A 23,426-nucleotide genomic window follows, 5' to 3' on the forward strand; every position below is an offset into this window, starting at 1 on the left:
AATGAATTTATGATAAGTTCTGCTGTTAAATTCAACCCAATGTGCAAAAAGGTGATTGCAAACTATAACAAAGTTTAAAATAAGATAATTATTGGGCTCTAATTATGGAGCATTCATCAACTATTTTTCTAGACAATTCATAATCTTATTTATATAAATGGGCTATCAATATTAGAGTCTAATAAAACAAAAAACAGAGGAGTCAATATGGTAGAAACCTTTATTACATTTTGCGAACGTAAGAATTTAGCAAAAAGCACAATTGAAGCTTACAAAAATATTCTTTCAAATATTTTGTCAGTTGAAACAAATAAACATCTTGCTATTATGAAAATAATAACAAATCAGCAACTTAAAGCAAACACACAGCGTCTTTACAGACAAGTGTATGCTTTATACTTAAAATTTAGTAATCAAAAGAGAAACTATAAAGATATAACAGTGCTAAAAGTAAAACCTATGCAGTCTATTTATAGGCCTGTTCTTACAAAAGCTCAAGTATATAGAAGAACTAATATTATGCATAAAGATAAACCAAAAATAGTGTTTTACAAACTGCTTATTCGTTTTATGTTCGAAACAGGAATTAGAATAGGTGAACTTAAATCACTTAATGAAGAAGATAAACGAATCTATGTTAATGGCAAGGGCAATAAAAACCGCCAGGTTTTTTATAATGCCGAAACTTATGAAAACTTAAAAATGTTTAAAGACAGAATCAAAACAGTGTCGTATATCACTGTTTCAAAGGCTATTAAGCACTTTTTAGGCAATGAATATAGTCCACATTCACTGCGTAGATCATTTGCTTCATTTATGCTAAAAAAAGGAGCATTGCCTAAAATGGTGCAAAGGCAAATGGGGCACTCTAGTATAGCAACTACGTTTGCATACCAACAATTAGATGAAAATGAAAACTATCGAATTTACAGAAAAATAATGCTTAATAGCAAGTAATTTTTATAAGAAAAATATAATTTTTTACTCAAACATACATCATCAATTTTATTTTGCAATCATAAAATTTAATTTATAATATTTTTGTTATGCGTCGTTAGCTCAGTTGGTAGAGCAGCTGGCTCTTAACCAGCGGGTCACAGGTTCGAGCCCTGTACGACGTACCATATCTTAAATATAATAAGAACCTTAACAATCAACAAAAATGTTGATTGTTTTAATTTATTGTAAAAAATTATTTTTTGGTATTATTTGAATAATATTATTGCTTGCACAAAATAAGCAATAATTTCTATCAAATTCAAACCATTAATTATATATTTAACAACGGAGGTTATATGACGCCTACACGCATAATTCCAATAGGTGGAGTACAAGAAATAGGAAAATCTACTTTAATAATTGAGCACGGCAAACATATTGTAATCATTGACGCAGGTATTAAATTTGCTGACACAGCAACAACAGGTATCAAAGGAATAATTCCTGATTATAAATACTTAAAAGAAAGAAAAGACAACATTGAAGGTCTTTTTATTACTCACGGCCACGAGGATCATATTGGTGGTGTTGTTTATTTAGTTAAGCAAGTTCATCTAAAAAGAATTTATGCCCCTAAAATAGCAATTCAATATTTAAAACTTAAATTTGAAGAACACAAAATCACTCACAAAGTAGAATTTATTGAAATTGAAAAATCAGCTGTCCATGAATTTGGCAATGGTCAGGTAAAAGTAGACTTTTGAACAGCACAGCACTCAATTCCTGATGCTTTTGGTATCAGAGTTACTACACCTAATGGTTCAATTATGTGTACTGGTGACTTTAGATTCGACTATAACCCTATTGGTGAAATCTATACCGATTTTACTAAGCTAGATGCTATCGGAAAAGAAGGCCTTACAGTCCTATTGTCTGATTCAACTAATGCTATGCGTCCTTTTCACTCGCCTAGTGAAAACGATATCTTAATAGATATTGAACGCCACATGCGTTCTGCTACTAGAAAAATTATAGTCACTGCTTTTGCTTCTAACTTAACTAGAGTAAAAGCTATCATTGACCTTGCTGTTAAATTAAAGAAAAAAGTAGCTTGTTTTGGTCGTTCAATGGTTCAAGGTATTAAAATTGGCCGTAAATTAGGAAACATAAAGGCTCCGGCAAGTATTTTTGTTGAAAAAAGAGAAATATCAAAAGTTCCTGAAAATCAATTAGTTGTTTTAACAACTGGTAGTCAGGGTGAGCAATTAGCTGCATTATCAAGAATGAGCTATGGTAAGCATGCTAATATTAAAATAGAAAAAGGCGATATGGTTATCTTTTCATCTAACCCTATTCCTGGTAACAGAATGGTTGTTGAACTTCTTATTAACCGTTTAGCAAAACTAGGAGCCATTATCAAAGAAAACGGCCCTGATGGCTACTTGCACACTTCTGGTCATGCTTACAAACATGAACATGATAAAATCTTCCAGCTAACTAGACCTAAATTCTTTATACCATACCATGGTGAATATAGAATGTGTGTGGCACATGGTGAAAGCGCTGTGCGTAATGGTGTCAACAAAAACAACATTTTTATTCCTGAAATTGGTCAAGTATTCAATATGATTGATAACCAAATTGTTCCTACAACTGAAAAAATTGAATACGGCCCAATTTATATTGATGGCACAACCACACTAAGTGTAACAGGCAGCACACTAAAAGAAAGAAATGAATTAGCTAACAGCGGTTTTGTTAACATCATCATGACAATTGACAAAGAAAAAAATGAAATAGTCGGCAGACCACATCTTATTAGTCGGGGAAGCTTTTATGTAAAAACTTCTTTAGCCCTAGTTGAAGAGGCTAAACGTATAGCTCATGGCGCTGTACTTTACCATATTAAAAATAGCCAAAATTGAAACATTGTTGAACTAAAACAATTGATAATAGATCGACTAGAATCCCTTTTTTATAAGGAAAAACGTCGTAGACCAATTATTATTCCTACCTTCTTATTTACTAAAGAAGAAACAGACCCTCTTTTTGAAAAAGCAACAATTAAATTTGAAAACAAAAATATTGATTCTAAGAAAAGAGAGGCTAACCAAAAAGTTCTTAGAGAACTCCAAGAAGAGATTTTTGGAACCTCAAATGAATTCACTGAAGACTTTAGAGATGAAGTTGATGATGAATAATATTATTTACTTATAAAAGCATCCATTTTGGGGTGCTTTTTTTGAAAAAAATTATCTTGTTTTTCCATTATTAATATCTAAGAAAGCTAAATATATATAATTATCATAAATTACTTTTGTGCTTATTTTAAGGATGTAAATGAACAAAATTGTAACTAAAGTACTATCATCATCAATTGTTGCTTTACCTATATCATTGCCTTTATTATCAGCTCGCTGTCAAAATCAAAATAACTCATCATTAATAAGTAGCAGTAACACTCATGATTCAGATGCAAGACATAAATTTGTTACTCAAGCAAGCTTATCAAGCCAAATTTTAAACATGTTTCCTTCAATGTTTGGTGGCTTAATCTTGAATAATATTGAAAAAGAGAAGAAGGCAAAAGAAGCAAAAGAAAAAAGTGAGAAAGAAAAGTCTGAATCAAGCGCTTTTGAATCTGAATCTAAAGATGGCTTTGATTTTATTATTGAAAATCAAAAAGATCTTTTTGCAAGCGGGGTTCCTTCTTTTGCTAATGGAATGGAGCAAATCTTCCTTAGTTTAAATCCTGAGTACACTTCTAGATATGAAGCTAAAATAGTTGGCGCTGGCTTTAATGACCTAGAAGGTACCTTGACTCTTGTTGTTCAAATTCTTCATAAACCCGAATCAAATATTGAGAACAATGAAGGCAACAAATACTTTCAGAAACTTGAATTTACTGGATTTAAGAAATTCGATGCATCGGATAGCAATAAAAATGTTATAAATCTACATTATGGTAAGGAAAACTTGCTAAAATCTTATGAAAGAGGAACTAGTCTTTACGAATATATTGCAAGAAAAGTACTTAGAAACTATGTAAACGATAGCCCTACACCAGTTGAAATTAATGGCAATGGCTGAACAGTTCTTAAAAGACTTCTTGCTTTGCCAAATGCATCAAAACAAATATCTGTCAATGCAAATGATTATCTTGAGATATATAAAACCAACAACCAAAAGCTAACTCTTAGTGACATAATATCACATAAACATGGTGCAATAGTCTATCCATTTTTTGGTTTGTTCGAGGACTACCGCAACATCTACAGTGATCCAACTGATGATAATTTAAAAGTTTATCTTTATAAAAATGCTGATAAAAAAGACATGTTAAAAGTAAAAATAATTCTTACTGTAAATGCTGGAATCCAAGATATATATACAAATATTGATCGAGACACAAGCGGCAAACCTAAGATAACATTTACTTTAGAAGCAGAAGCCCCATATGATGACTTAATTCCAGACATTTCCGAAAAAGTAGAAAATGTAATTCCACATTGAAGGCGTTCTTGGCTTACTTAATTAAACTAATTTGCAAGCACAGCTTGCGCTTTTTAATTCCCAAACTTAATTAGTTTATATAACATAATTGCAAATAATAATCTATGATTTTAATGGAGATAAGCATGACAGAATCAAGCAAGCCTAAAATCATTAATGAAACTAAATTTGTTAAGTCTTACTTTAACCAAGACTACTTTTTATGACACAGTGCTCAGGAATTTGAGGCAGATTATATAAATCCTTTAATCTTGCCAAATGAAAAAGATGAGTTATTAGAGGATGATGAATATGATGAATCAGATATAGGAAGCTCAATTTGAAATAAGCTTATTAATGAAAATTTAGACACAAGTGTGCAAACTGTTAATGCACAATCAAATATTTTTGCAAGCATCCAAAATCAACTTAATTTATGAGCAACTAGCGAATTATTTAGTGGCTTAAAATACAAAATTGTTTCACCTAAAGGTGACTTAAAAGCTAGAATAAATGAAACAAATAAATTGCTTGCTGATTCTTCATGTGATGTAATTATAAATGGCTATTTTGGCTATGAAACAGGCGAATTTGTCATTTATACAAACCCTTTTGCTTTCAATAAATTACAAAACAAACTATATCTTTCCAAACTTTCAACACATGTTAAAATTGACTCGCTTTTATCATTAAAATTTTCATATGAAATATTTAAAAAACAAAACATACTTGTAAATAATGCTTACTTAATTATTGTTGATTCACAAATGCCACAAACTCAAGGTGTTTGTAAATTTGTATGCACTGAATTATGTCATATGTCAAGGAACAAATATACTTTTGATAAAGATGCCTGAGATACTATAAAACAGGCTTTGAATGACAAAATTAACCCTTGCTTCAAAGACAGAAAAGCCTTTCTTAATTATATGAATCAAGGCTGAGCACTAGTTAAAAATGAGCTTAGTTTTAATCAGCACAATGGTAAACTGTCTAAGACATTTAATTATTCCGAATGTATTAGAAAAAATTATGGTTTAAAGTCAATTAAGAATGCTGACAAAAGAAATAACTTTTTTAAATTTGATGTCGATGAATCGTTTGATTCAGAACTATATTTAGGTGATTTTGACAAAATAATCAACAAAATCATTAGAGCATATTATGTAACTGAACCTGATCTAAGTTTTTTTGATATAGAAACTGATGATAATACTGCTCTTAATAGTGACTATAATCATTTTGGCAAAAATGATCTTTTGGCTAAAGACTATTTGATAGCTTCACTAGGCAAAGAAAACATTTTTAACAGGCAAATTTTTTCTGACTTAAGAATTAATCTTATAGCCAATAATCAAGCTGGCAGAACATTTAATAAAGCTAAAGAAAACTTTATCGAAAAAGTTCAACAAGCCTATAAAACAGGCGATTTTGTCAAATCACTTGTTATTGAAAAATATCTCAGTGAGCTACATATTAAAGACCAAAAAATAGTTTGATATGACTATGAATCATTTATGAGTTTACTTCCAGTAATTGATGATTTTTCACCTTATTCACAAATAGTTAACCAGGTATCAATCATTGACACAATTAATGGAAAAATTATAGAAAATACTCAAGAAGATATAGTTTATGACCCTAAAAACATATCAATTTATAACTTAATTTCAATATTAAAAAATTTATATGACAGACAGGGAGATAGATATATTGTCTATAACAAAGGTTTCGAAAATACACGCAATATGGAAATAGCTACTTGAGCTCAAAATCATAATTCTGATAAGAGTTTTATTAAAGAACTAAATGAAACACTATCAATAAAGCCTGATGATGTTATGACTTTTGCTAACTATATCAATAGCAGAACCATAGATTTATATGAGTTATTTTCAAGACCAAGTAAGAAAATGAAATTTGATGATAGTAAAATTTACCAAAATATTCATATAGCAATAGATGAATCAAAACTTAATTCGAATGTAAAAAGCAAGCATAATCCAGTCACTACTTTTAGCCAAAAAGGCTTTATTATAGAACCAAAAGTTGATAAACAATTTATTAACTTTACAATTAATGATGTTGATAATCAAACCATAAAAGGACTCGAAAATCTTACTGAAGTTCAAACTTCAGCAATGTCATCAATTCTTAATTTAAATGTGTTTTTGAAAGATTTAAAGGGCATGGGATCTATTAAAAAAGTTGAGCATTTAATAACAGCTAAAAAGATTCTTTTAGAACATATGATAACGCCTTATCCTGACCTTAAAAAAGTTCATAACGGTTCTGAAGCCATGGAAATAGCCATAAAAAGATATGCTAACTTAATTGATGGCAATGTTTGAGAAGACAATCTCTCAAACTTAAAGAAATATTGCCACAATGACGTTTTAGCAATGATCATGACTTTTAATTTCATTGAAAAAATTGTTGGTGACATTTTCCCAGAAATAAACGAATTAAAATATACATTCGACAGCAACCGTCAATACCTATTAAACAGGCATAAATGGCAAATTGAAGTTGTTAACTATAAAGAAAGAGCAACCAAGAAATAGGATGCTCTTTTATTGTTCATATTAAATTATTTCTCAAGTTGTTCAAGGATCAACAACTTTGGCTTTGGGTTCATCTTTGATCTTTAAACTTGGGTATAAGCCATCGAAGATTTTAACTTCTTCTGAAGAAGCCATTTTTGTTTTCTTGTCTTTCTTTGAATTTACCTCTTTAACAATTTCACCAGTATATCACGATTCAAAAATGCTATCACTAGATGATAAATGATTTGCCACTGTTTTTGGCTTTGGTGGAGTCATTGGAGATTCTTCCATTTTCTTCTCAGGTGTTGCTGTTAAAGATTTATTATCCTTTCCTTCCATTTTGTTTTCAGTGTTTTCCATTACTTCCTTTTTAGGAGTCATGTCCATTTTCTTTTCTTCTTTTTTCTCTACTTTTTTGTTCATTTCTGCTGTGTTGTCAGTACATGATGCAGCCACTATTGGTGCAGCAAATAAAGTTGCAGGTGCTGCTAACAGCATTAATTTGTTTTTCTTCATTTGTCCTCTCAAATCAAAATATAGAATAGTGAACTTTACTAAGTCCGCGAATTAGTATACTGAAAACACATTTATCAATATCTTAGTATGGAATGCATTTCATATTTATAGCAATATGTTTCCATACACATTTAAAAAAATAAAAATCTGGAAGACCAGATTTATTGTTTAAATTTTTCATTCAAAATTTTTAGTAACACTTCATTTGCTTTTTGTGGGTTAACTTTGCCACCCGAAACCTTCATTATGTTTCCTAAAACAAATTTAATTACTTTTTCACTGCGTTCAGTATACTCGGACACAAGCAATTCATTCTTTGCAATAATTTCATTAACTCAATTAGTTATGATGTTTTCATCACTGATTTGTTCTAAATCATGCTCTTTTATTAATTGGTTTATATCATCATCAAAATTAACTAATAAAGGCACTATTTTTTTAAATGACTTGCCAGAAATTATTTCTTTGTCCAGCAAATCAATTGCTTTTTCTAAATCACTTGTTTTTATATTTAATTCATATGCCTTAATATTTTTGCTGTTAGCTAACGAAACAACTTCAGCAAAAAATAGTTTGCTTAATTTGCTTCTATCTGCATACTTAATAGAATCAAAATAGTTTGCTAACTCAATGTCATTAGTTAAGCTTTTGATATAAATGTCTTGAATTTCTTCTTTTTTGTATCTGTTTTCCTTCTCTCAAGGAAGTTCATTTAGCTTTACATTATTAATAAATTCATCGCTTAATTTAATAAATGGAATATTAGGTTCTGGAAAGTATTTATAGTCAATTGCTCCAGTCTTAGTACGCATTACAATTGTGCTTTGAGTCTCTTCATCATATCGCTTTGTTTGCTGTAAAATAGGCTCATTAGTCAAAATCTTCTGCTCTTGTAACTTTATTTCATATTCAATTGCATTCTTAATGCCCCTGAAGCTGTTCATATTTTTTATTTCAACTTTGGTTCCAAATTTACTATATCCTTTTGGCCTAAGCGAAATATTAATATCTGCTCTTAGTGAACCTTGTTCCATTTTTGCACTAGAAATATTTAATGAAAGAGCAATTTTTCTAATCATATCCACATAAGCAACAGCTTCATCAGCACTACTTATTACTGGATTTGAAACTATTTCAATTAGTGGAACTCCTGCACGGTTATAATCTAATTTGGTTTTTTCACCATGATACTGTCTAGCTGTATCTTCTTCCAAATGAATTCTTTCAATACTTATTTTTTTAGTGCCTAAATCAGTATTTATTTCAACATATCCATTTGAACCAATAGGCCTATAAAACTGGGTTATTTGATAACCTTTAGGTAAGTCAGGATAAAAATAATTTTTTCTGTCAAAGTGTAGCTCACTATCTATAATCATATTTAATGCTTTAGCTAACTTAATCCCTGAAATAACTGCTTCTTTATTAAGCAATGGAAGAGTGCCAGGATATCCCAAATCAATCTGATTTACAGTACTATTGGCTTCAGCATTAAAGTCAATTTTTGAAGGTGAAAACATTTTTGTTTTAGTATTGAGCTCAAGGTGAATTTCAATTCCAATAATTGCTTCAAAATTATTCATTATTCTCCTTTAAAAACTCTTCAATTCATAATGCATGCGACAACAACTTTTCATCTTCATAAATTTTTGAATCAATTGATAAGTTAACAAATAAATCATCCTTAATTCAAGGAATCGACAATGAAGGATTCCCGGCAAGGTTAGCTCCGGTTAAAATATAGTCCATATAGCCATGCGATTTATTTTTTGAATCATCAATATAAGGCGCATAATCAGCAGCACAAGGATAAATAACGATGTCAAATTGCTTATGAATATTATCAATATGCTCTTTAATTAATCTTCTAACTTTTTGCGCCTTTAAAATCATTTCTTCTTGATTTTTAGAATGTAAAAAGAATGATCCTAGTGCGAGCCTAAGTTGTACCATTTCGCCAAAGCCTTCTGCTCTTGTGTTTGTCATTATTTCTTCTCAATTGCTTCCATCTTTTCTAGACCCAAAAGCAATACCATTTAGGTTTGCAAGGTTGCTTGAAGCCTCAGAATAAGAAATAATTTCATAAACAGGTTTGATAGCTTTAAAAAGAGTCTCATCAATGTCAACTAATTCAACATTAGTTTCCTTTGAAAGCTGACTCATTAATTTTTTATATTTTTTATCAACAAACTCTTCAAGTCCGTGAACATTCAGCATTCCTATTTTTTGTGGCTTGAGCTTGTTGACATCATTAATCTTGATATCTAAGCTAGTCATATCTCTAGGATCTTTGCCAAACATTACGCGTGACAAAGTAGCTATATCACTCACATTATGAGCAAAATATGCAACAGTGTCTAAGCTAGAAGCAAATGCGAATAATCCAAATCTGCTTATTGCTCCATAACTTGGTTTAAATCCAACAATTCCGTTATAACTAGCGGGCAAACGAACTGAATCTCCGGTGTCTGAACCTAGCGAAAATGCAATATTTTTGGTTAATGTCGCTGCAGATCCACTAGATGATCCTCCTGCTAACCTACTTGAATCAAATGGATTAGTTATTAATCCAAAAGCACTATGCTTTCCTGTTCCTCCTAAGGCTAGCTCATCACAGTGAACTTTAGCAACTGGCACTGCACCCGCATCTAATAATTTTTGAACTACAGTTGCATTATAGTGAGGCATAAAATTTTCCAAAATTTTGCTTGAAGCAGTAGCTTTTTTACTTTCTGTAGCATAGTTATCTTTAATAGTAAACACACATTCATTTAAGATACCGTTGCCAACTTTTTTCTTTTCATCATACAAACTAGAAACACAATTATTCTTGTTGTTTTTTAACTCTTCAAATGCTTTTTCAAAATTGCCTTTATTTACTAATTCCATTATTTTACAACCTTATTAGTCAATATGTAGTCACTATCATAATCAGCAGCATTAGCTAACAACTCTTGTTTTTCAATCGTAACAATTGACTCGTTTTCAACATCTTCTCTTAGAAAATCAGTGAACTTTTCTTCATTTATATGACTTAGAGGCAACACATTAGTTGTATCAATATCTTTTAATCACGCAATTCTAGAATTTAAGTCTGCCCAAAGCGCCATTATGTCGTCCATAACCTTGTCATCAATTTTAAACATTAATGATGATGCTATTTCTCTTAACTCTTCTTTAATATTGTCTTTCATATAGCCTACCATTCTTCTCTGCATTCAAATTCTTTGCCATCTAAATACTCTAATGGCTTTGATAAATTATTAAATTTTAGCTTATAGCAGTGTAAATAAACTCTTTTGGCTCCTTTTACTTTTGAACCATATTTTATGTCCCCATATATTGGATATCCGAGATATTCCAGCGTGGCTCTAATTTGATGTTTTCTGCCAGTGAACAATTGTGCATATAATTTATTATCTTTTTTAAAAAACCTTGTTTTGGCTATTTTATCATCAGGATGCTGCATATTCTTAGTTGCAACCATTTTTTGTTGCAATTCATCATGATGAATATAAACAGAAACAATTTCATCATGGGGATTATAATCACTTTTTAAAACATAAATTTTGTCCAAAAACTCTGTTTTATGGTTTAATTCAGCTAATGCTTGATAATTTTTAGCATACATTATAAGTCCGCTGGTTCACTTATCTAACCTGCCTACATGACTAGGCCTAAAAGCTGAGTTTTGCTTAAATTTTAAATGACTGATAACTTGATTATCCAAGCAATTAGAATCCCCGTGCACTATAATCCCTGCTTTTTTATTAATAAGCAAAATATTGTCATCTTCATACACAATTTCAGAATCCAATTTTCATGAATTATCATAGATAATGAATGATGCCTCATCCTTTATGCCATAAATAATTATTTCATCACCTTCTTTGACAACATAATTACTGTCAGCAATTCTTTTATTATTTACCTTAATACTCTTTTGACGAAAAAGCCTATAAATTCGGCTTTCTGGTAAATTTTTAAAAAGAGAGCTAATATATTTTATTAACTTTCTTCCATTATCACTGCTTTGGGCAATGAACTTATGCACAGCACCCCTCCTTATTCAACATCAACTCTTATGCCGTCAAATAAATTAAAGTCTTTTGCTTCATTCTCTGTTCCATCAGAATAGTTAAATTCAGTTAACTTAGGCAACTCATAAGTTGACTTTAATTTAAAATAATCATAAAACTTGTTTGTCACGCCGTAAAGGATTGGATTCCCCGGCGTAGGACTAATTCCAACCTCTTCAACAACTCCTTTAGTTAGCAAAGTGTTTAATACTTGCTCACTAGCAACACCTCTTAAATTGTTAATTTGTGAACGAGTAACAGGTTGTTTATAAGCTACAATTCCAGCCACTTCGATAGCAGCATTTGATAAACGGTGTTTTTTAACAACTTGCACCATTTTGTTTATATATTCTTTGTAAGCCTCTCTGGTTGCTAGCTTAAAGACTTCATTGAAATTAACAACTTTTAGTGCTCTGTCTTCGTCATTATATGCTCTAACAAAATCATTCATGACTTTTCTAGCTTCTGAAATTGTGTTTAATCCAAAAATGTCCTTAACTTGCTCTAAAGTAAGACCTTCGTCGCCTTGAACATATAATAATGCTTCCAAAATCTTATTTTTCATACTCTGGCCCCTTTTCAAACCTAATTTCACCAAATTGATTATCTTGATACATTCTTATAATTTGTCTTCTTGATAAATCAAGCACAGCTAATAATGTAATTACAAAATGATTCAAACTAGGTTGCCTAAAAATCATTTCAAATGTAACTTTGTCACATGAATCGAACAAATTTAAAATAAACGGTATTTGGTCTTTAGGTGTTAGATTAAAAGTCTCTAATTTTGTCCTTCTAAGTTGTTGTGCATATGTTCTTTCAAACATTTTTCTTAAAACAGTAATTAGCTTCAGCGGATTGCTTGAGCCATCAAGCGCACTTTTATCATCATCAACCAAAAACTCATCAATGTTACTAGGACTTTTGATAAAAATCTCTTTTCTAGACTCTTCTTGCTCACGCAATACTTTAGTAACCTCTTTAATTTGTTGGTATTCATAAAGCCTACGAAGCAATTCTCGTTTGTCTTCTTCAATTTCTGGTTTTTGCTCAGGGGTAAACAAAAGCATTTTGGTTTTAAGTGCTAATAATGTTGCAGCCATGACTAAATAATCACTTGCAACATCAATTTCATTTTCTTGCAAATCTTCAATTATTTTTAAGTAAGCAGTAGCTAATTCAAAAACATCAACATCCATTATGTTTACATTTTTTTCTTGAACTAAAGCCAGTAATAAATCTAAAGGCCCATCAAAGTTTTCTAACTTAATGTCAAACTTATTCTCACTGTTTGATTGCAAGGCTTCATTATTCATTTCTTAATGCTCCTTTAATCATACTTTTTACATTTTCAGCAATAACTACAGGCTCCATTGTAATAAATGATGCTGGTTTAAGAGCAGGCAAGAATGTAACCTTAATCTTAATTGATTTCATTCTTTTAACATTCAAACCATCACGAGAATCAGAAATAGCAACAGGCACAATAGGCAAGTAATTGCTTACAGCTATCTTAAATGCTCCTGCTTTAAAATCACCTAGTTCATCATTTTCAACTCTAGTTCCTTCAGGGAAAACAACGCCACAAGTAGAATTCTTTTTAACAAAAGCTCCAAATTCATTTATTTTCTTAATGCCATCACGCGGATTGTCTCTGTCAACATAAATTGTGTCAATTAGGCTTAGTAAATTTCTGATAGTTCTTTTCTTGCTTAGCTCCACTTTTGCTAAAAATGTTGGAATTTTATTTCTAGCACTTTCTTCTTTAGTTTGCTTTCTAAGTGCGCATAAAACCAAAACTGGATCAATGTTTGATTTATGATTTGGAGCCAATATTACAGCACCTCTGGGAATATTGTCATACCCTTCAACAACTAATTTAACACCAAAAAGTCATAGGAAAAATCTAGCTTTTTTCAAAAGCCAGTCACTTCTTTGCTGTGGATGATAAAATGTTGGATCTTTTTTATACTTTCTAGCAAAAGCATTTATTCTTCATCAGTATCATAAAACTAATCATCAAAGAAAGATCATTTTTATTATAAACATATAACACTCCTATTTTTTCACTACTACTGCTATTATCAAGTCATCTTCGTCTGTTGTTGATATCATAAAATCAGAATGTATATAAGCTCCTTGCTTTTTTATAATCGTTATCTTATCAAAAGCAGGTATTGCATTGTCAGCCTTAAACATAGCCTCTTTGATACACCAACGAGTAGCTAAAAACTTTTGTTTTTCATAATCCGATTTTAATTCATCAAACTCAATAAACTCTTCAGCGCTTAAAATACGTATAATTGTGCTTTTTTTAAGCTCTTGAAAACGGCTTATTTTTGTCATATCTAAGCCTATATTATGATTAAACATAATAAAATTATAAATTAAATGAAATTTTATTTCTCTATTAAACAAAAAGCATATATTATTTAAATTTTAATAAGCCGTCTAATTCATAAATACCAGCTTACAATAAAAAAATAATTTGCCTGTTTTATAGGCAAATTAGGAAATTTAGTCTTATTCAAATTCGTTTGATTTATTTTTAAAAATAATGTTTATTGGGCATCCAGTGTACTCAATATTTTGTCTAATTTGTTTCTCTAAAAATCTTTGGTAGCTAAAGTGGACAAATTTTTTGTTATTAACAAAAAAGATAAATGTAGGAATTTTGTTTTCTGTTTTTCTAGCGAAATAAATATTTAATCTTCCACCATTATATGGAGGGGCTGGCTGAATTAATTGGCTTTCTCTTATCAAGTTTGTTAAGACTGAAGGCTTAATTTCTCTTTCTAAGTTTTCTTTAACTTTTAAAACAATGTCAATAAGTTTGTCAATTCTAGAACCTGTCTTAGCTGAGATAAACTCAACAGGAACTCAAGGCACGAAATGAAAACGATTTTTAAGTTTTTTTCTATATTCGTTCATTGTGTCTTGTGTCTTATTAATTAAATCTCATTTATTAACACAAATAATTATCGGTTTATTGTTTTCTAGCGCATATCCAATTATTCTAGCATCAAAGTGAGCTAACTCTCTAGTTGAGTCAATTAATACTATAGACAAGTCAGATTCGTCAAGAGATGACATTGCTCTTTTAAGGGCTAAATGTTCAACAGTGTCATCAATTTTGCTTTTTCTAGTAATTCCAGCAGTATCAATTATCTCAATTTTGTGACCTCTTAACTCAACCACACTCTTCACGCTATCCCTTGTTGTGCCAGCAATATCAGACACAATTGACCTATTTTCATGAGTAATAGCATTTAAAAGTGAGCTTTTTCCAGAATTAGGTTGCCCAATAATAGAAAGCTTAAAATAAGGACTAACATTGTCGGTGTCAAAATTTAAATATTTAAGACATTGGTCTAAAACATCACCAATTCCGTTTCCATGAAGTGCACTAATTCTAAAAACATGATCAGCGCCTAATGAATATCATCCATAATCAAATTTTGAAATATTATCAAGCTTATTAGCAACAACAATAATAGGCTTGCCAGACTTTTGTAACATGCTATAAATCATCTTATCATCAGAAGTAATAGCGGCTTGTCCATCAACAATAAAAATAACAACGTTTGCTTCTTCAATAGCTATCTTGGCTTGAATTAATATTTGATCTTGGAAGTCTTTTTTCTCAATTTGGATACCGCCAGTATCAATTACATTAATCTCTTTGCCATTTCATGTAAACGATTCATAAAGTCTATCTCTAGTTACTCCAGGTCTATCAAAAGTTATTGAACTCCTTTTACCAACAAGCCTGTTAAATAGGGTACTTTTACCAACATTAGGTTTTCCGATAATTGCAATTACATTCTTTTTCATAACTACATTCTTTCTTTTGCTAAACTAACAATTTTATCTACAACTTGATCAAAATTCATATCTGTTGAATCAATTACAATTGCATCATCAGTAATATGAAGCGGGTCAGTTTCTCTGTGCTGGTCAGCATAGTCTCTCGCTTTGACTTCTGCTAAAACAACATCATAGTTGGTCTCAAAACCTTTGTCTTTATTCTCAAGTGCTCTTCTTCTTGCTCTTATTTCAGGAGTTCCGGTAAGAAAGATTTTTAATTCAGCATGTGGCATTAGCTTAAAGGTTGTATCACGACCGTCCATAATATAACCCTTAGATTTTTTAGTTATCTTATGAATAAATTCAACAACATAGTGCCTAATTAAAGGATATTGAGCAACTTTTGAAGCAGCCTTAGCAACTTTGTCGTCCCTAATTGTCTCAGATACATTTTCACCATTAAGAAAAATGTTTTCATGCTCATCTAAATCAATTTCAATCTTGCTAAGCATCTTAAATACTTCATTTTCAACATCAAAATCAACACCCATTCTTATTGCACTAAGTGCTATTGCCCTATAAACACTACCACTGTTTATAAAAACATATTTTAACTTCTTGCTCACCTCTTTAGCAACAGTGGACTTGCCGGCTCCACATGGCCCATCTATTGCTATATTTATTTTGTTGCTCATAAAAACTCCCTGTCTTAAATTACATTATTTAATTATAAATTAAATAACGCTCTTATGCACTATAAAGACAATTAAATAGCTAAAATTCAGCTTTATTAATTACAACTTCTGTTGTATTAGTAAATGAAATTGTGTCTTCAGTAAATGATGATCCGCCATCATAAAAATCATCATCTTTTACATCTAATAATGACAATAATTCATTTGATGAAAATGAAATATTTTTACTTATGCTTCTTAATTCAAAAGGCATATCACTCTTAGTTTTGTAATAATTAACATCTATCAAATATTTGTTTATGTTGTTCATATCAACCTGTTTTATAGTGTTTTTAGTTAAATTATTAACTTCAATATTTGGTACTTTTATACTCTCTTTTACATGACCAAACAAGTCATAATTTGGCATTAATTGGTTAAAAATACGATAGTGAGTATCCAGTTCTTTATTTTCTTTTAATAAACTATTAAACATATCCTTTTCACTATATGCTGATAGATCAAGCACATCTGGGGCAAGTTTTTCTTTATTTTCACTCATATTTAAATTATATTTTTATTTACACTTTTACTTAATACGTTTTTTTAGCTTTTGCTGTTTAAAAATATAAAAAAGCCTGCTTGAGCAGACTTAAAAGTGTAAGTGCTTTTTAATAATTGATTAAAAGTTAATAAACAATATGTTTTATTATTGGGGGTTTGCGGTTCCATTACGGATATGATCTTTGTTTTATTTTCTATTGTAGTCAATTCTTCCAAATTTATCAATAGATATTTTCCAAACACTTGCTAATTTTTCTACATCTACTTTTGTGTTCCCTGTAAACATACCCACAACATTAAAAATAGGATTAAGCTTTCACTTGCTTAAGTCTTTGTTAAATGACTCAGTATGAGCAAACATTTCAGACATTGTGTTCACATTCTTAACATTTCAATTGTCAATGTTACCATTGAATGATGAAGCGGTGTGAAACATAGATTCCATATCAATAACATTTTCTGTATTTCATGAATTTAAGTCTTGGTTAAAAGCTGCAGCCCCAGCAAACAAATTAGACATTTGTCTTACATTTGAAACATCTCAACTATTTAATGGCATATTGAATTTTGTAGCATCGGCAAACAATCCAGCCATATTTCTAACATTTGTAGTATTCCATGATGAAACATCTTGATTGAATTCTGACGCATACGAAAATGCTTCAGAGATGTCGCTTACATTTGTTATATTCCATTTCTCAATATTATTAATTCTTGAAGAATTTAATTGATAAAAGGCTTGGCGCAAAGATTGAATTTTAAGTGGTAAATTTTTTGGAACTTCAACAGTGTTTTTTGGCATTGTGGCAATGGTGACAACATTATCCTTTAATGAATAGCCAATTTGCCTAATAAATATTTTCTTACCGCTCTTATTTAGATCTTCAAATTTGTTGTCATTGCTGATCCTTAAGTCTGAATCATTACGTTCTATTGTGTATTTCGTTACAACTTTGTCTTTAAGAACAGATCCAAGGGCAACTTCAAACACAGTTGATCCTAATTTAAGTTTTATTTTATTTTTACCACCACGATTATCTTCAATCAGAAATTTACTTTTGTTAGTTTCTGCTAATTCCAAATTGTTGATTTTTTCTTCTTTTGCATAGACATTAACTTGATCATAGAAGTCTTGAAGTGAGTGAAAAGTAGCAAAAGCATCTTTTAGTTCTCCAACAATTTTCTTTACCTTTTCAGCATTTTCCTTATTAGCCTTCTTTTCCTCTTCAGTTTCCACTTTTTCTTTATTTATGTCAGCTGAATGATTGCCTTCTGTATTTCCACCAGGTTGATCACCTTGCTCCCTTTCAGAATGGGGGGGGTCATATTTTTATTATCTCCATCACCACCGTCCAGATGATCAGTTTGTGGTTTCTTAATTATTTCTGCATTATTATTACTTTTATTATCGCATGATGCTGCAATCAAAGGAATTGTTGCGATTGACAAAAAAGCACCACTTAAAAATTTAATTTTCTTGTTCATATTATCCTTACTTTTTTACCTTACTGTTTGTATTTTAAATTTAAACAATCGAAACTATTTTTAATATTTAAAAATATTACAAAAAATATAGCAAATTTTTTATTTTTTAAAAATTTTTAATTTTTATTAAATAATTTCCTAAAATGCTGTTTTATAGATATAAAAACACAAGCTAATTCGCTTGTGTTCGCTCTATTGTGCTTTTTTAAACTCCTCAACAAAGCTTTTATTTACATCGTCACTAAAGCCTTCTAGCACTTTAGCAACTTCTTTAAATTTAGAAGATGAATACTCAGGAATCTTAACGCTAAGAGTTATTATTAAATCACCCTTGTGACCGCTTTTGTCTCACATTCCGCCATCTTTAACCTTAATCTTAGTGCCATCATTATATGAATGTTTCATTCTTACAGCTTTTAACCCACTTGGTGTTGGCACAATAATCTCATTTTCTTTAATAATGTCTAAAAATGAAACAGGGAAATTTTCTATATGTAAGTTAAGTCCTTCTCTAACATAATATTTATGTGGCTTAATTGACACTACAACATACATATCACCAGGTTCGCCGCCATTAATACCTTTTTTACCATAACCAGGCAACTTAATTTTATCGCCATTAATAAAGCCAGGTGACACCTTGATAGTTACTTGTTTATCTTTTTTGATATATTTAGCACCCTTACACATATCACAGGCACTTAAAATAATTTCACCTAAGCCATCACACTTAGAACAAGCTCCTACCATCTCAACAATTCCAAATGGAGTTTTTCTTCTGCCTACTTCCTTACCGCTACCATTACACTTGTCACAAACTTTAATATTTTTAGACTCAGCACCTTTTCCAGAACACTTAGGACACACTTCATACTTACTTAATGTCTCTTTAAACTCAACCCCAGTAATTGATTCATTAAATGTTATTACAATATTCGAATAAACATCCATTCCTCTCTGTTTCATAGCACTTTGCGATGATCTGCTACTTCTGCCACCGCCTGAAAAGCCACCTGAAAAAGTTGAAAAAATATCATTAAAGATATCATTAATCCCTGAACCAAAATCAGCAAAATTGCCATTCATATTAAAGCCTCTATTTGCCGATCCAACACTTCCATATTTGTCATATTCATCTCTTTTTTTAGGGTCAGACAACACTTCATACGCTTCATTAATTTCTTGCATTTTTTGATCACTTGTTCCATCTTTTAATTTATCAGGATGGTACTTCATTGCAAGCTTACGGTAAGCAGCTTTTATTTCTTGATCGCTAGCTTTTTTATCAACACCTAGTATTTTGTAGTAATCTTTATTTGCCATAACAAATAAATTTTAGCATATTTGTATTTTGAGTGCTAAATTATTATTAATTTGAGTTATTTCAACTATAATGTTATTTGCGCCATCATAGCTCAGTAGGTAGAGCACATCCATGGTAAGGATGGGGTCGCAGGTTCGATTCCTGTTGTTGGCACCATTTCATTTGAATGACTCACATACAAGCGGCCTTCCGCTTTTTTTATTTTTTACAACTTATAATAAATGTATAAAATTATCATATGAAAAAAAGTATAAGTGTGCTAAGAAAAGAGTCTCAAATTAAAAATTTTATTTCAACAATAATAACTAATGAACTAACAAATGCTAACATCTACAATCCAACAGTGACTGACGTTGTGCTTTCTACTGACTTAAGTCATGTTAAAGTGTTCTTAGCTTTTAGTTCAAAAGAAAATGATGGTCTTGATGCAGTTAAAAATGCATCAGGTTATATTAGAAAAATGCTTTCAAAGACTCTTAACTGAAGAAAAATTCCAGAACTACATTTTTACATTGATGAAGTAGAAAAGAAAGCTTTTGAAATTGATCAAATTCTTAATTCATTAAAGAATGAAGAATAAAAAAAATAATAGCGAATAATCTTCGCTATTTTCATTAACTTTATTGGTGCCAGTTACGAGGATCGAACTCGTGGCTGCTGGTTACGAGTCAGCTGCTTTACCACTAAGCGAAACTGGCATAAATACTAAGGTACATAATTGTATTAAATATCTTAGTAAATATTTAAATAATTAAACTGTTTTGAGCAAAATAACTTGTTTTTTTCCTTTTTTAAAAAAGGCATATTTCCCGCCAAAATGAGCTGGTTTATAAACTGAATCAAATTCAATTTCTTCATTATCAATCTTTAAAGCCTTAGCTTGTATAAACTCTCTAGCTTCTCTATTAGAAGCAATAAATTTATTTTTAATTAAAGCTTCAATTATCGAATCCCCTTGTTTTATAGGACAAGTAGGCAAATAGTTTTCAATAATTTCTAAATCATTTAACGTTAAAACATTTGTGTCAAAAGACTTATCAAACAAAATTTTTGTAATATTTTCAGCTTGCTTTAGCTCATCAGAGCCAAAAATATTTTGAACAACCTCGCTAGCTAAAAATTTTTGTGCTTCTTGTGCTGATGGGTTAGCAAAATGCTTTTCTAAAACAGTATTAATTTCACTAACATTTTTAAAAGAAAATCAGTATATAAGTTCTTTAATTCTAGAATCATTTTGTGAAAGTAAATATTGGTACATTTTAAATGGCGAACACATATTTTTGTCAATTCATAAGGCTCCTCCGCCAGTTGACTTACCAATTTTTTTACCATTTTCATCGCTAAGCAAATTAACTGTTACTCCAACTGCTTCATGCCTGTCACCAACAACTTTGGAAATCATATCAATTCCTGTGACAATATTGCCTCACTGATCACTGCCACCTAACTGAACTTTAATACCTAGCTCTTGATAAGTTTTTAAAAAGTCAAAACCTTGAAGTAGCTGGTAAGCAAATTCAGTAAATGAAAGACCTTTTTGAATTCTTTTTTGCACAGATTCTTTAGCCATCATATATGAAACATTGACAAGCTTACCAACACTTCTTAGAAACTCTAAAACATTCATATCTTTGTAAAAATCATAATTATCAATCACTTCTAAACCAAATGATTCTAATTGTGCTTTTATTTTTAACTTGTTTTTATTAACACTTTCATTGTCTAATAAAACTCTTTCTGAATCTTTAAAAGAGGGGTCACCAATCATTCCTGTTGCCCCACCTAAAACTGCATAAGTTTTAAAGCCATATTCCTTAAAGCGCAATAAAACAGAGATTAAAATATAATTCCCTAAATGCAAACTCTCTGCAGTTGGATCAAAACCAACGTATACTCCAGTTGTGCTAGGATCAAGATTTGCGAACTTATCCTTGCTGCTAATATCTTTTAAAATGAGTCTTTCTTCCAAATCCTTAAGTATATTCATAACTCTCCTATTACAACAAGTTGCTAACTTCTAATCCTAAATATGAATCATCACATTTTTGCAATAATTCGTCCAATTTTTTCGCTTGAATCTCACTAAATCCTAAGCTTTGTGCACTACACAACATTCCATAGCTTTTAACTTCTAATATCTCGCCTTCAGTAATTTTTAATCCTGTTGCAGTTATTGAACCTGGCAAACATCAAACAAAATATTTGCCTTCAGTTGTATATGTAGTGTTAGTAACTATTTGTCTTTTATTCTCTTTAAAATCAACTTCCAAAACAAATAATTTTTGGCTTTTTGGATGCACTTCTCTTTTAAGAATTTTCCCTATTATAAAGTGCTTAATCCTTTGAATTTTATACTTACTGCTCTTGCTTAATATTAAGTCTTCTAATTCGTTGTATTCATCAGTATTTAAAATCTTAAATTTTTTGCCCAAATCTGCTGTTTTATAGTTTAATAAGTTTACTGATGATACATTAAAATTTTCATCGCGAAATACAACCATATCATCGTAAAAATCAGCATGTGAATCATTTATATTTGTATTAAAAAATGCAATAGCATTATTTTCAAATTTGCTACTTATATTAAATAAAATTGCCATGTCTTAATTATATAAAAACTTTAAATTATTTAATTTATATGTTTTCTTATATAATGTTGCTATGAAATATGCAATAGTAACTGATTCGTCAATCGGGCTCACAAAGGCACAAACTGAAAAACTAGGTTGATACTTTTTGCCCCTTAATTTAGTCATTGACGGCGTAAATTATGCAGATGGAATTGATATTACATCTGACACATTGTTTGAAAAATTTACATTAGAATCTGATGTTAAATCATCAATGTTTAATATGCAATATGCAATAGATTTGTTTACAAACTTGTCTAAAGAATATGACATGATTTTTGTTTACCCAATTTCACAACATTTATCAAACTCATATCAAACTCTTAAAACCATGGAAAGGGATTTTGACAAGCTTAGAGTTATTCAAAGCAAACAAGTTATGATGCCTCTATTATGAGATGTTATTTGATTTGACCATATGCTTAAAACTGACTCTTCTAAATATGAAGAGTACATTAAACATTTAGAAAACCCATCGTGAGCTCACTCAGTTTCTGTTATTCCAAAATACAACAGATACTTAGTAAAAGGCGGCAGATTACATCCTGCAGCAGCTCTTGTTGCTAGAATGCTTAAATTAGTTCCTATTATTAAATGAGAAGACGGCCAACTAATGAAAGAAAACATTGGCAGGAACTTTGAAAAGACTGTTTTAAAAAACCTTATGCAAAAACACGAAAGTTTCACAGTTCCTTCAGGCTTTACTCTTACTCCTATTATTATTCACCAAGGCGCACCAAAAAATGATTTGGACGAATATAAAAAACTTGTGCACCAATACTGAAACAAAAACCCAATGATTTTTAGTTTCTCACCTGTAATAGAAATACACACTGGCCCTGAAACTCATCTTCTAGCTCTTATGCTTTTCCCAACTGAATTAATTCATGTCTTAAAAGAAAAGCTGACACTTCTAGGCCTGTGAAACAGTTAATTAAGTAAATTAATAAGCTTAAATGCTTATTTTTTTATTTCCAAAAAAAGGGAAATAAAAAAATGGCAGGAGTGACAGGATTCGAACCCATAACACACGGGGTTGAAGCCCGTTGTTCTACCGTTGAACTACACTCCTACAACTTAAGTATGCTAATTATACTTAAATTATTTTAAAAGCTTATTAAAAACTTGCTCTATGTCTTTTACCTTTTTGATGGTTTTTAAATCATCATCAGGAATCATCACATTATATTTCTCTTCTAAATCAAAAACTAATTCTGCTAGTGACAAGGAATCAATTTTTAACTCTTGGAAAGTTGATTCAGGATTTATTTTAATTTTGGTTAGCTTTTGAATGCTAGCCATTATGTCTTTTAAATCTTTTTCTTGCATACGCATATTATAAAAGAATTTTAATTATCAAAATAACTTTA

The 23,426-nt window shown here is 30.5% G+C and carries 24 protein-coding genes and 4 tRNA genes; 8 read left to right on the forward strand and 20 right to left on the reverse strand.

The window, feature by feature from the left end; all coding sequences use genetic code 4:
• Window positions 1–207 precede the first annotated feature (207 nt).
• The 5 genes from mar (at window position 208) to MAGB_RS02040 (ending at window position 6,995) form a co-directional block, all read left to right on the forward strand.
• On the forward strand, window positions 208–957 hold the full coding sequence (gene mar, locus MAGB_RS02020) for a variable surface lipoprotein promoter DNA invertase Mar (RefSeq protein WP_004024145.1): 750 nt from the start codon (window positions 208–210) through the stop codon (window positions 955–957).
• 91 nt (window positions 958–1,048) lie between these two features.
• Window positions 1,049–1,124: transfer RNA gene (locus tag MAGB_RS02025), tRNA-Lys, on the forward strand.
• A gap of 171 nt (window positions 1,125–1,295) precedes the next feature.
• Entirely contained in the window at window positions 1,296–3,140 is a 1,845-nt protein-coding gene (locus MAGB_RS02030; RefSeq protein WP_004024146.1) for a ribonuclease J, read from the forward strand.
• A gap of 139 nt (window positions 3,141–3,279) precedes the next feature.
• Window positions 3,280–4,473 (forward strand): MAGa8260 family lipoprotein, encoded by a 1,194-nt coding sequence (locus tag MAGB_RS02035; RefSeq protein ID WP_004024147.1) that lies wholly within the window; start codon window positions 3,280–3,282, stop codon window positions 4,471–4,473.
• Between the two features lie 104 nt (window positions 4,474–4,577).
• Window positions 4,578–6,995 carry a UU173 family protein gene (locus tag MAGB_RS02040; protein WP_004024148.1) on the forward strand — a complete coding sequence of 806 codons (2,418 nt, stop codon included), beginning with the start codon at window positions 4,578–4,580 and terminating at the stop codon, window positions 6,993–6,995.
• A gap of 21 nt (window positions 6,996–7,016) precedes the next feature.
• Here the strand turns inward: MAGB_RS02040 and MAGB_RS02045 are convergent, their stop codons facing one another.
• From MAGB_RS02045 to MAGB_RS02115, 15 genes are all read right to left on the reverse strand, one after another.
• Window positions 7,017–7,493 (reverse strand): variable surface lipoprotein, encoded by a 477-nt coding sequence (locus MAGB_RS02045; RefSeq protein ID WP_004024149.1) that lies wholly within the window; start codon window positions 7,491–7,493, stop codon window positions 7,017–7,019.
• 161 nt (window positions 7,494–7,654) lie between these two features.
• A complete protein-coding gene (gatB, locus tag MAGB_RS02050; protein ID WP_004024150.1) occupies window positions 7,655–9,076 on the reverse strand; it encodes an Asp-tRNA(Asn)/Glu-tRNA(Gln) amidotransferase subunit GatB in 1,422 nt (473 codons plus the stop codon).
• The gene (locus tag MAGB_RS02055; RefSeq protein ID WP_004024151.1) at window positions 9,069–10,382 is read right to left on the reverse strand and encodes an amidase family protein; all 1,314 of its coding nucleotides are present in this window, start codon (window positions 10,380–10,382) and stop codon (window positions 9,069–9,071) included. The genes gatB and MAGB_RS02055 overlap by 8 nt, the downstream gene beginning before the upstream one ends.
• Window positions 10,382–10,687: an Asp-tRNA(Asn)/Glu-tRNA(Gln) amidotransferase subunit GatC gene (locus tag MAGB_RS02060; RefSeq protein ID WP_004024152.1), complete on the reverse strand. Its 306-nt coding sequence runs from the start codon at window positions 10,685–10,687 to the stop codon at window positions 10,382–10,384. Before MAGB_RS02060 ends, MAGB_RS02055 begins: the two co-directional genes overlap by 1 nt.
• A 5-nt stretch (window positions 10,688–10,692) precedes the next feature.
• Window positions 10,693–11,547: a pseudouridine synthase gene (locus MAGB_RS02065; RefSeq protein WP_004024153.1), complete on the reverse strand. Its 855-nt coding sequence runs from the start codon at window positions 11,545–11,547 to the stop codon at window positions 10,693–10,695.
• A gap of 11 nt (window positions 11,548–11,558) precedes the next feature.
• Window positions 11,559–12,137 carry an SMC-Scp complex subunit ScpB gene (gene scpB, locus MAGB_RS02070; protein ID WP_004024154.1) on the reverse strand — a complete coding sequence of 193 codons (579 nt, stop codon included), beginning with the start codon at window positions 12,135–12,137 and terminating at the stop codon, window positions 11,559–11,561.
• On the reverse strand, window positions 12,127–12,888 hold the full coding sequence (locus MAGB_RS02075; protein ID WP_004024155.1) for a segregation/condensation protein A: 762 nt from the start codon (window positions 12,886–12,888) through the stop codon (window positions 12,127–12,129). Before MAGB_RS02075 ends, scpB begins: the two co-directional genes overlap by 11 nt.
• The gene (locus MAGB_RS02080) at window positions 12,881–13,621 is read right to left on the reverse strand and encodes a lysophospholipid acyltransferase family protein (protein WP_004024156.1); all 741 of its coding nucleotides are present in this window, start codon (window positions 13,619–13,621) and stop codon (window positions 12,881–12,883) included. Before MAGB_RS02080 ends, MAGB_RS02075 begins: the two co-directional genes overlap by 8 nt.
• 9 nt (window positions 13,622–13,630) lie before the next feature.
• Complete coding sequence (locus MAGB_RS02085) at window positions 13,631–13,918, reverse strand: 4'-phosphopantetheinyl transferase superfamily protein (protein WP_235750733.1); 288 nt, start codon at window positions 13,916–13,918, stop codon at window positions 13,631–13,633.
• Window positions 13,919–14,095: 177 nt separating this feature from the next.
• Complete coding sequence (der, locus tag MAGB_RS02090) at window positions 14,096–15,406, reverse strand: ribosome biogenesis GTPase Der (RefSeq protein WP_004024158.1); 1,311 nt, start codon at window positions 15,404–15,406, stop codon at window positions 14,096–14,098.
• A gap of 2 nt (window positions 15,407–15,408) precedes the next feature.
• Window positions 15,409–16,074 carry a (d)CMP kinase gene (gene cmk, locus MAGB_RS02095; RefSeq protein ID WP_004024159.1) on the reverse strand — a complete coding sequence of 222 codons (666 nt, stop codon included), beginning with the start codon at window positions 16,072–16,074 and terminating at the stop codon, window positions 15,409–15,411.
• A 79-nt stretch (window positions 16,075–16,153) separates the two neighbouring features.
• Window positions 16,154–16,615, reverse strand: a complete 462-nt coding sequence (locus MAGB_RS02100) for a hypothetical protein (RefSeq protein WP_004024160.1) — start codon at window positions 16,613–16,615, stop codon at window positions 16,154–16,156.
• Between the two features lie 189 nt (window positions 16,616–16,804).
• Window positions 16,805–17,854: a BspA family leucine-rich repeat surface protein gene (locus tag MAGB_RS04375; protein ID WP_004024161.1), complete on the reverse strand. Its 1,050-nt coding sequence runs from the start codon at window positions 17,852–17,854 to the stop codon at window positions 16,805–16,807.
• A gap of 11 nt (window positions 17,855–17,865) precedes the next feature.
• Window positions 17,866–18,102, reverse strand: coding sequence for a variable surface lipoprotein (locus MAGB_RS02110; RefSeq protein ID WP_036433285.1), 237 nt, complete (start codon window positions 18,100–18,102; stop codon window positions 17,866–17,868).
• 192 nt (window positions 18,103–18,294) lie between these two features.
• Window positions 18,295–19,425 carry a DnaJ C-terminal domain-containing protein gene (locus MAGB_RS02115; RefSeq protein WP_004024162.1) on the reverse strand — a complete coding sequence of 377 codons (1,131 nt, stop codon included), beginning with the start codon at window positions 19,423–19,425 and terminating at the stop codon, window positions 18,295–18,297.
• Window positions 19,426–19,506: 81 nt separating this feature from the next.
• Here MAGB_RS02115 and MAGB_RS02120 point away from each other — a divergent pair.
• Window positions 19,507–19,582: transfer RNA gene (locus MAGB_RS02120), tRNA-Thr, on the forward strand.
• Window positions 19,583–19,664: 82 nt separating this feature from the next.
• A complete protein-coding gene (gene rbfA, locus MAGB_RS02125; RefSeq protein WP_004024163.1) occupies window positions 19,665–20,006 on the forward strand; it encodes a 30S ribosome-binding factor RbfA in 342 nt (113 codons plus the stop codon).
• Window positions 20,007–20,050: 44 nt separating this feature from the next.
• On the opposite strand, the gene MAGB_RS02130 is transcribed toward rbfA, so the two are convergent.
• The 3 genes from MAGB_RS02130 to tapR all read right to left on the reverse strand — a co-directional run bounded on the left by MAGB_RS02130 (window position 20,051) and on the right by tapR (window position 22,026).
• Window positions 20,051–20,124 (reverse strand) — tRNA-Thr (locus MAGB_RS02130).
• 53 nt (window positions 20,125–20,177) lie between these two features.
• The gene (gene tyrS, locus MAGB_RS02135) at window positions 20,178–21,413 is read right to left on the reverse strand and encodes a tyrosine--tRNA ligase (RefSeq protein WP_004024164.1); all 1,236 of its coding nucleotides are present in this window, start codon (window positions 21,411–21,413) and stop codon (window positions 20,178–20,180) included.
• Between the two features lie 10 nt (window positions 21,414–21,423).
• The gene (tapR, locus tag MAGB_RS02140; RefSeq protein WP_004024165.1) at window positions 21,424–22,026 is read right to left on the reverse strand and encodes a TyrS-associated PheT N-terminal domain-related protein TapR; all 603 of its coding nucleotides are present in this window, start codon (window positions 22,024–22,026) and stop codon (window positions 21,424–21,426) included.
• Between the two features lie 61 nt (window positions 22,027–22,087).
• On the opposite strand from tapR, the gene MAGB_RS02145 reads away from it, so the two are divergent.
• Complete coding sequence (locus MAGB_RS02145; protein ID WP_004024166.1) at window positions 22,088–22,990, forward strand: DegV family protein; 903 nt, start codon at window positions 22,088–22,090, stop codon at window positions 22,988–22,990.
• Between the two features lie 63 nt (window positions 22,991–23,053).
• Here MAGB_RS02145 and MAGB_RS02150 read toward each other — a convergent pair.
• Together MAGB_RS02150 and MAGB_RS02155 are read right to left on the reverse strand one after the other, a co-directional pair.
• A tRNA-Trp gene (locus MAGB_RS02150) sits at window positions 23,054–23,128 on the reverse strand.
• Window positions 23,129–23,157: 29 nt separating this feature from the next.
• The gene (locus MAGB_RS02155; RefSeq protein ID WP_235750734.1) at window positions 23,158–23,385 is read right to left on the reverse strand and encodes a phosphopantetheine-binding protein; all 228 of its coding nucleotides are present in this window, start codon (window positions 23,383–23,385) and stop codon (window positions 23,158–23,160) included.
• Window positions 23,386–23,426 lie beyond the last annotated feature (41 nt).

Source organism: Mycoplasmopsis agalactiae 14628 (assembly GCF_000266865.1).
Classification (GTDB): Bacteria; Bacillota_I; Bacilli_A; order Mycoplasmatales; family Metamycoplasmataceae; genus Mycoplasmopsis; species Mycoplasmopsis agalactiae_A.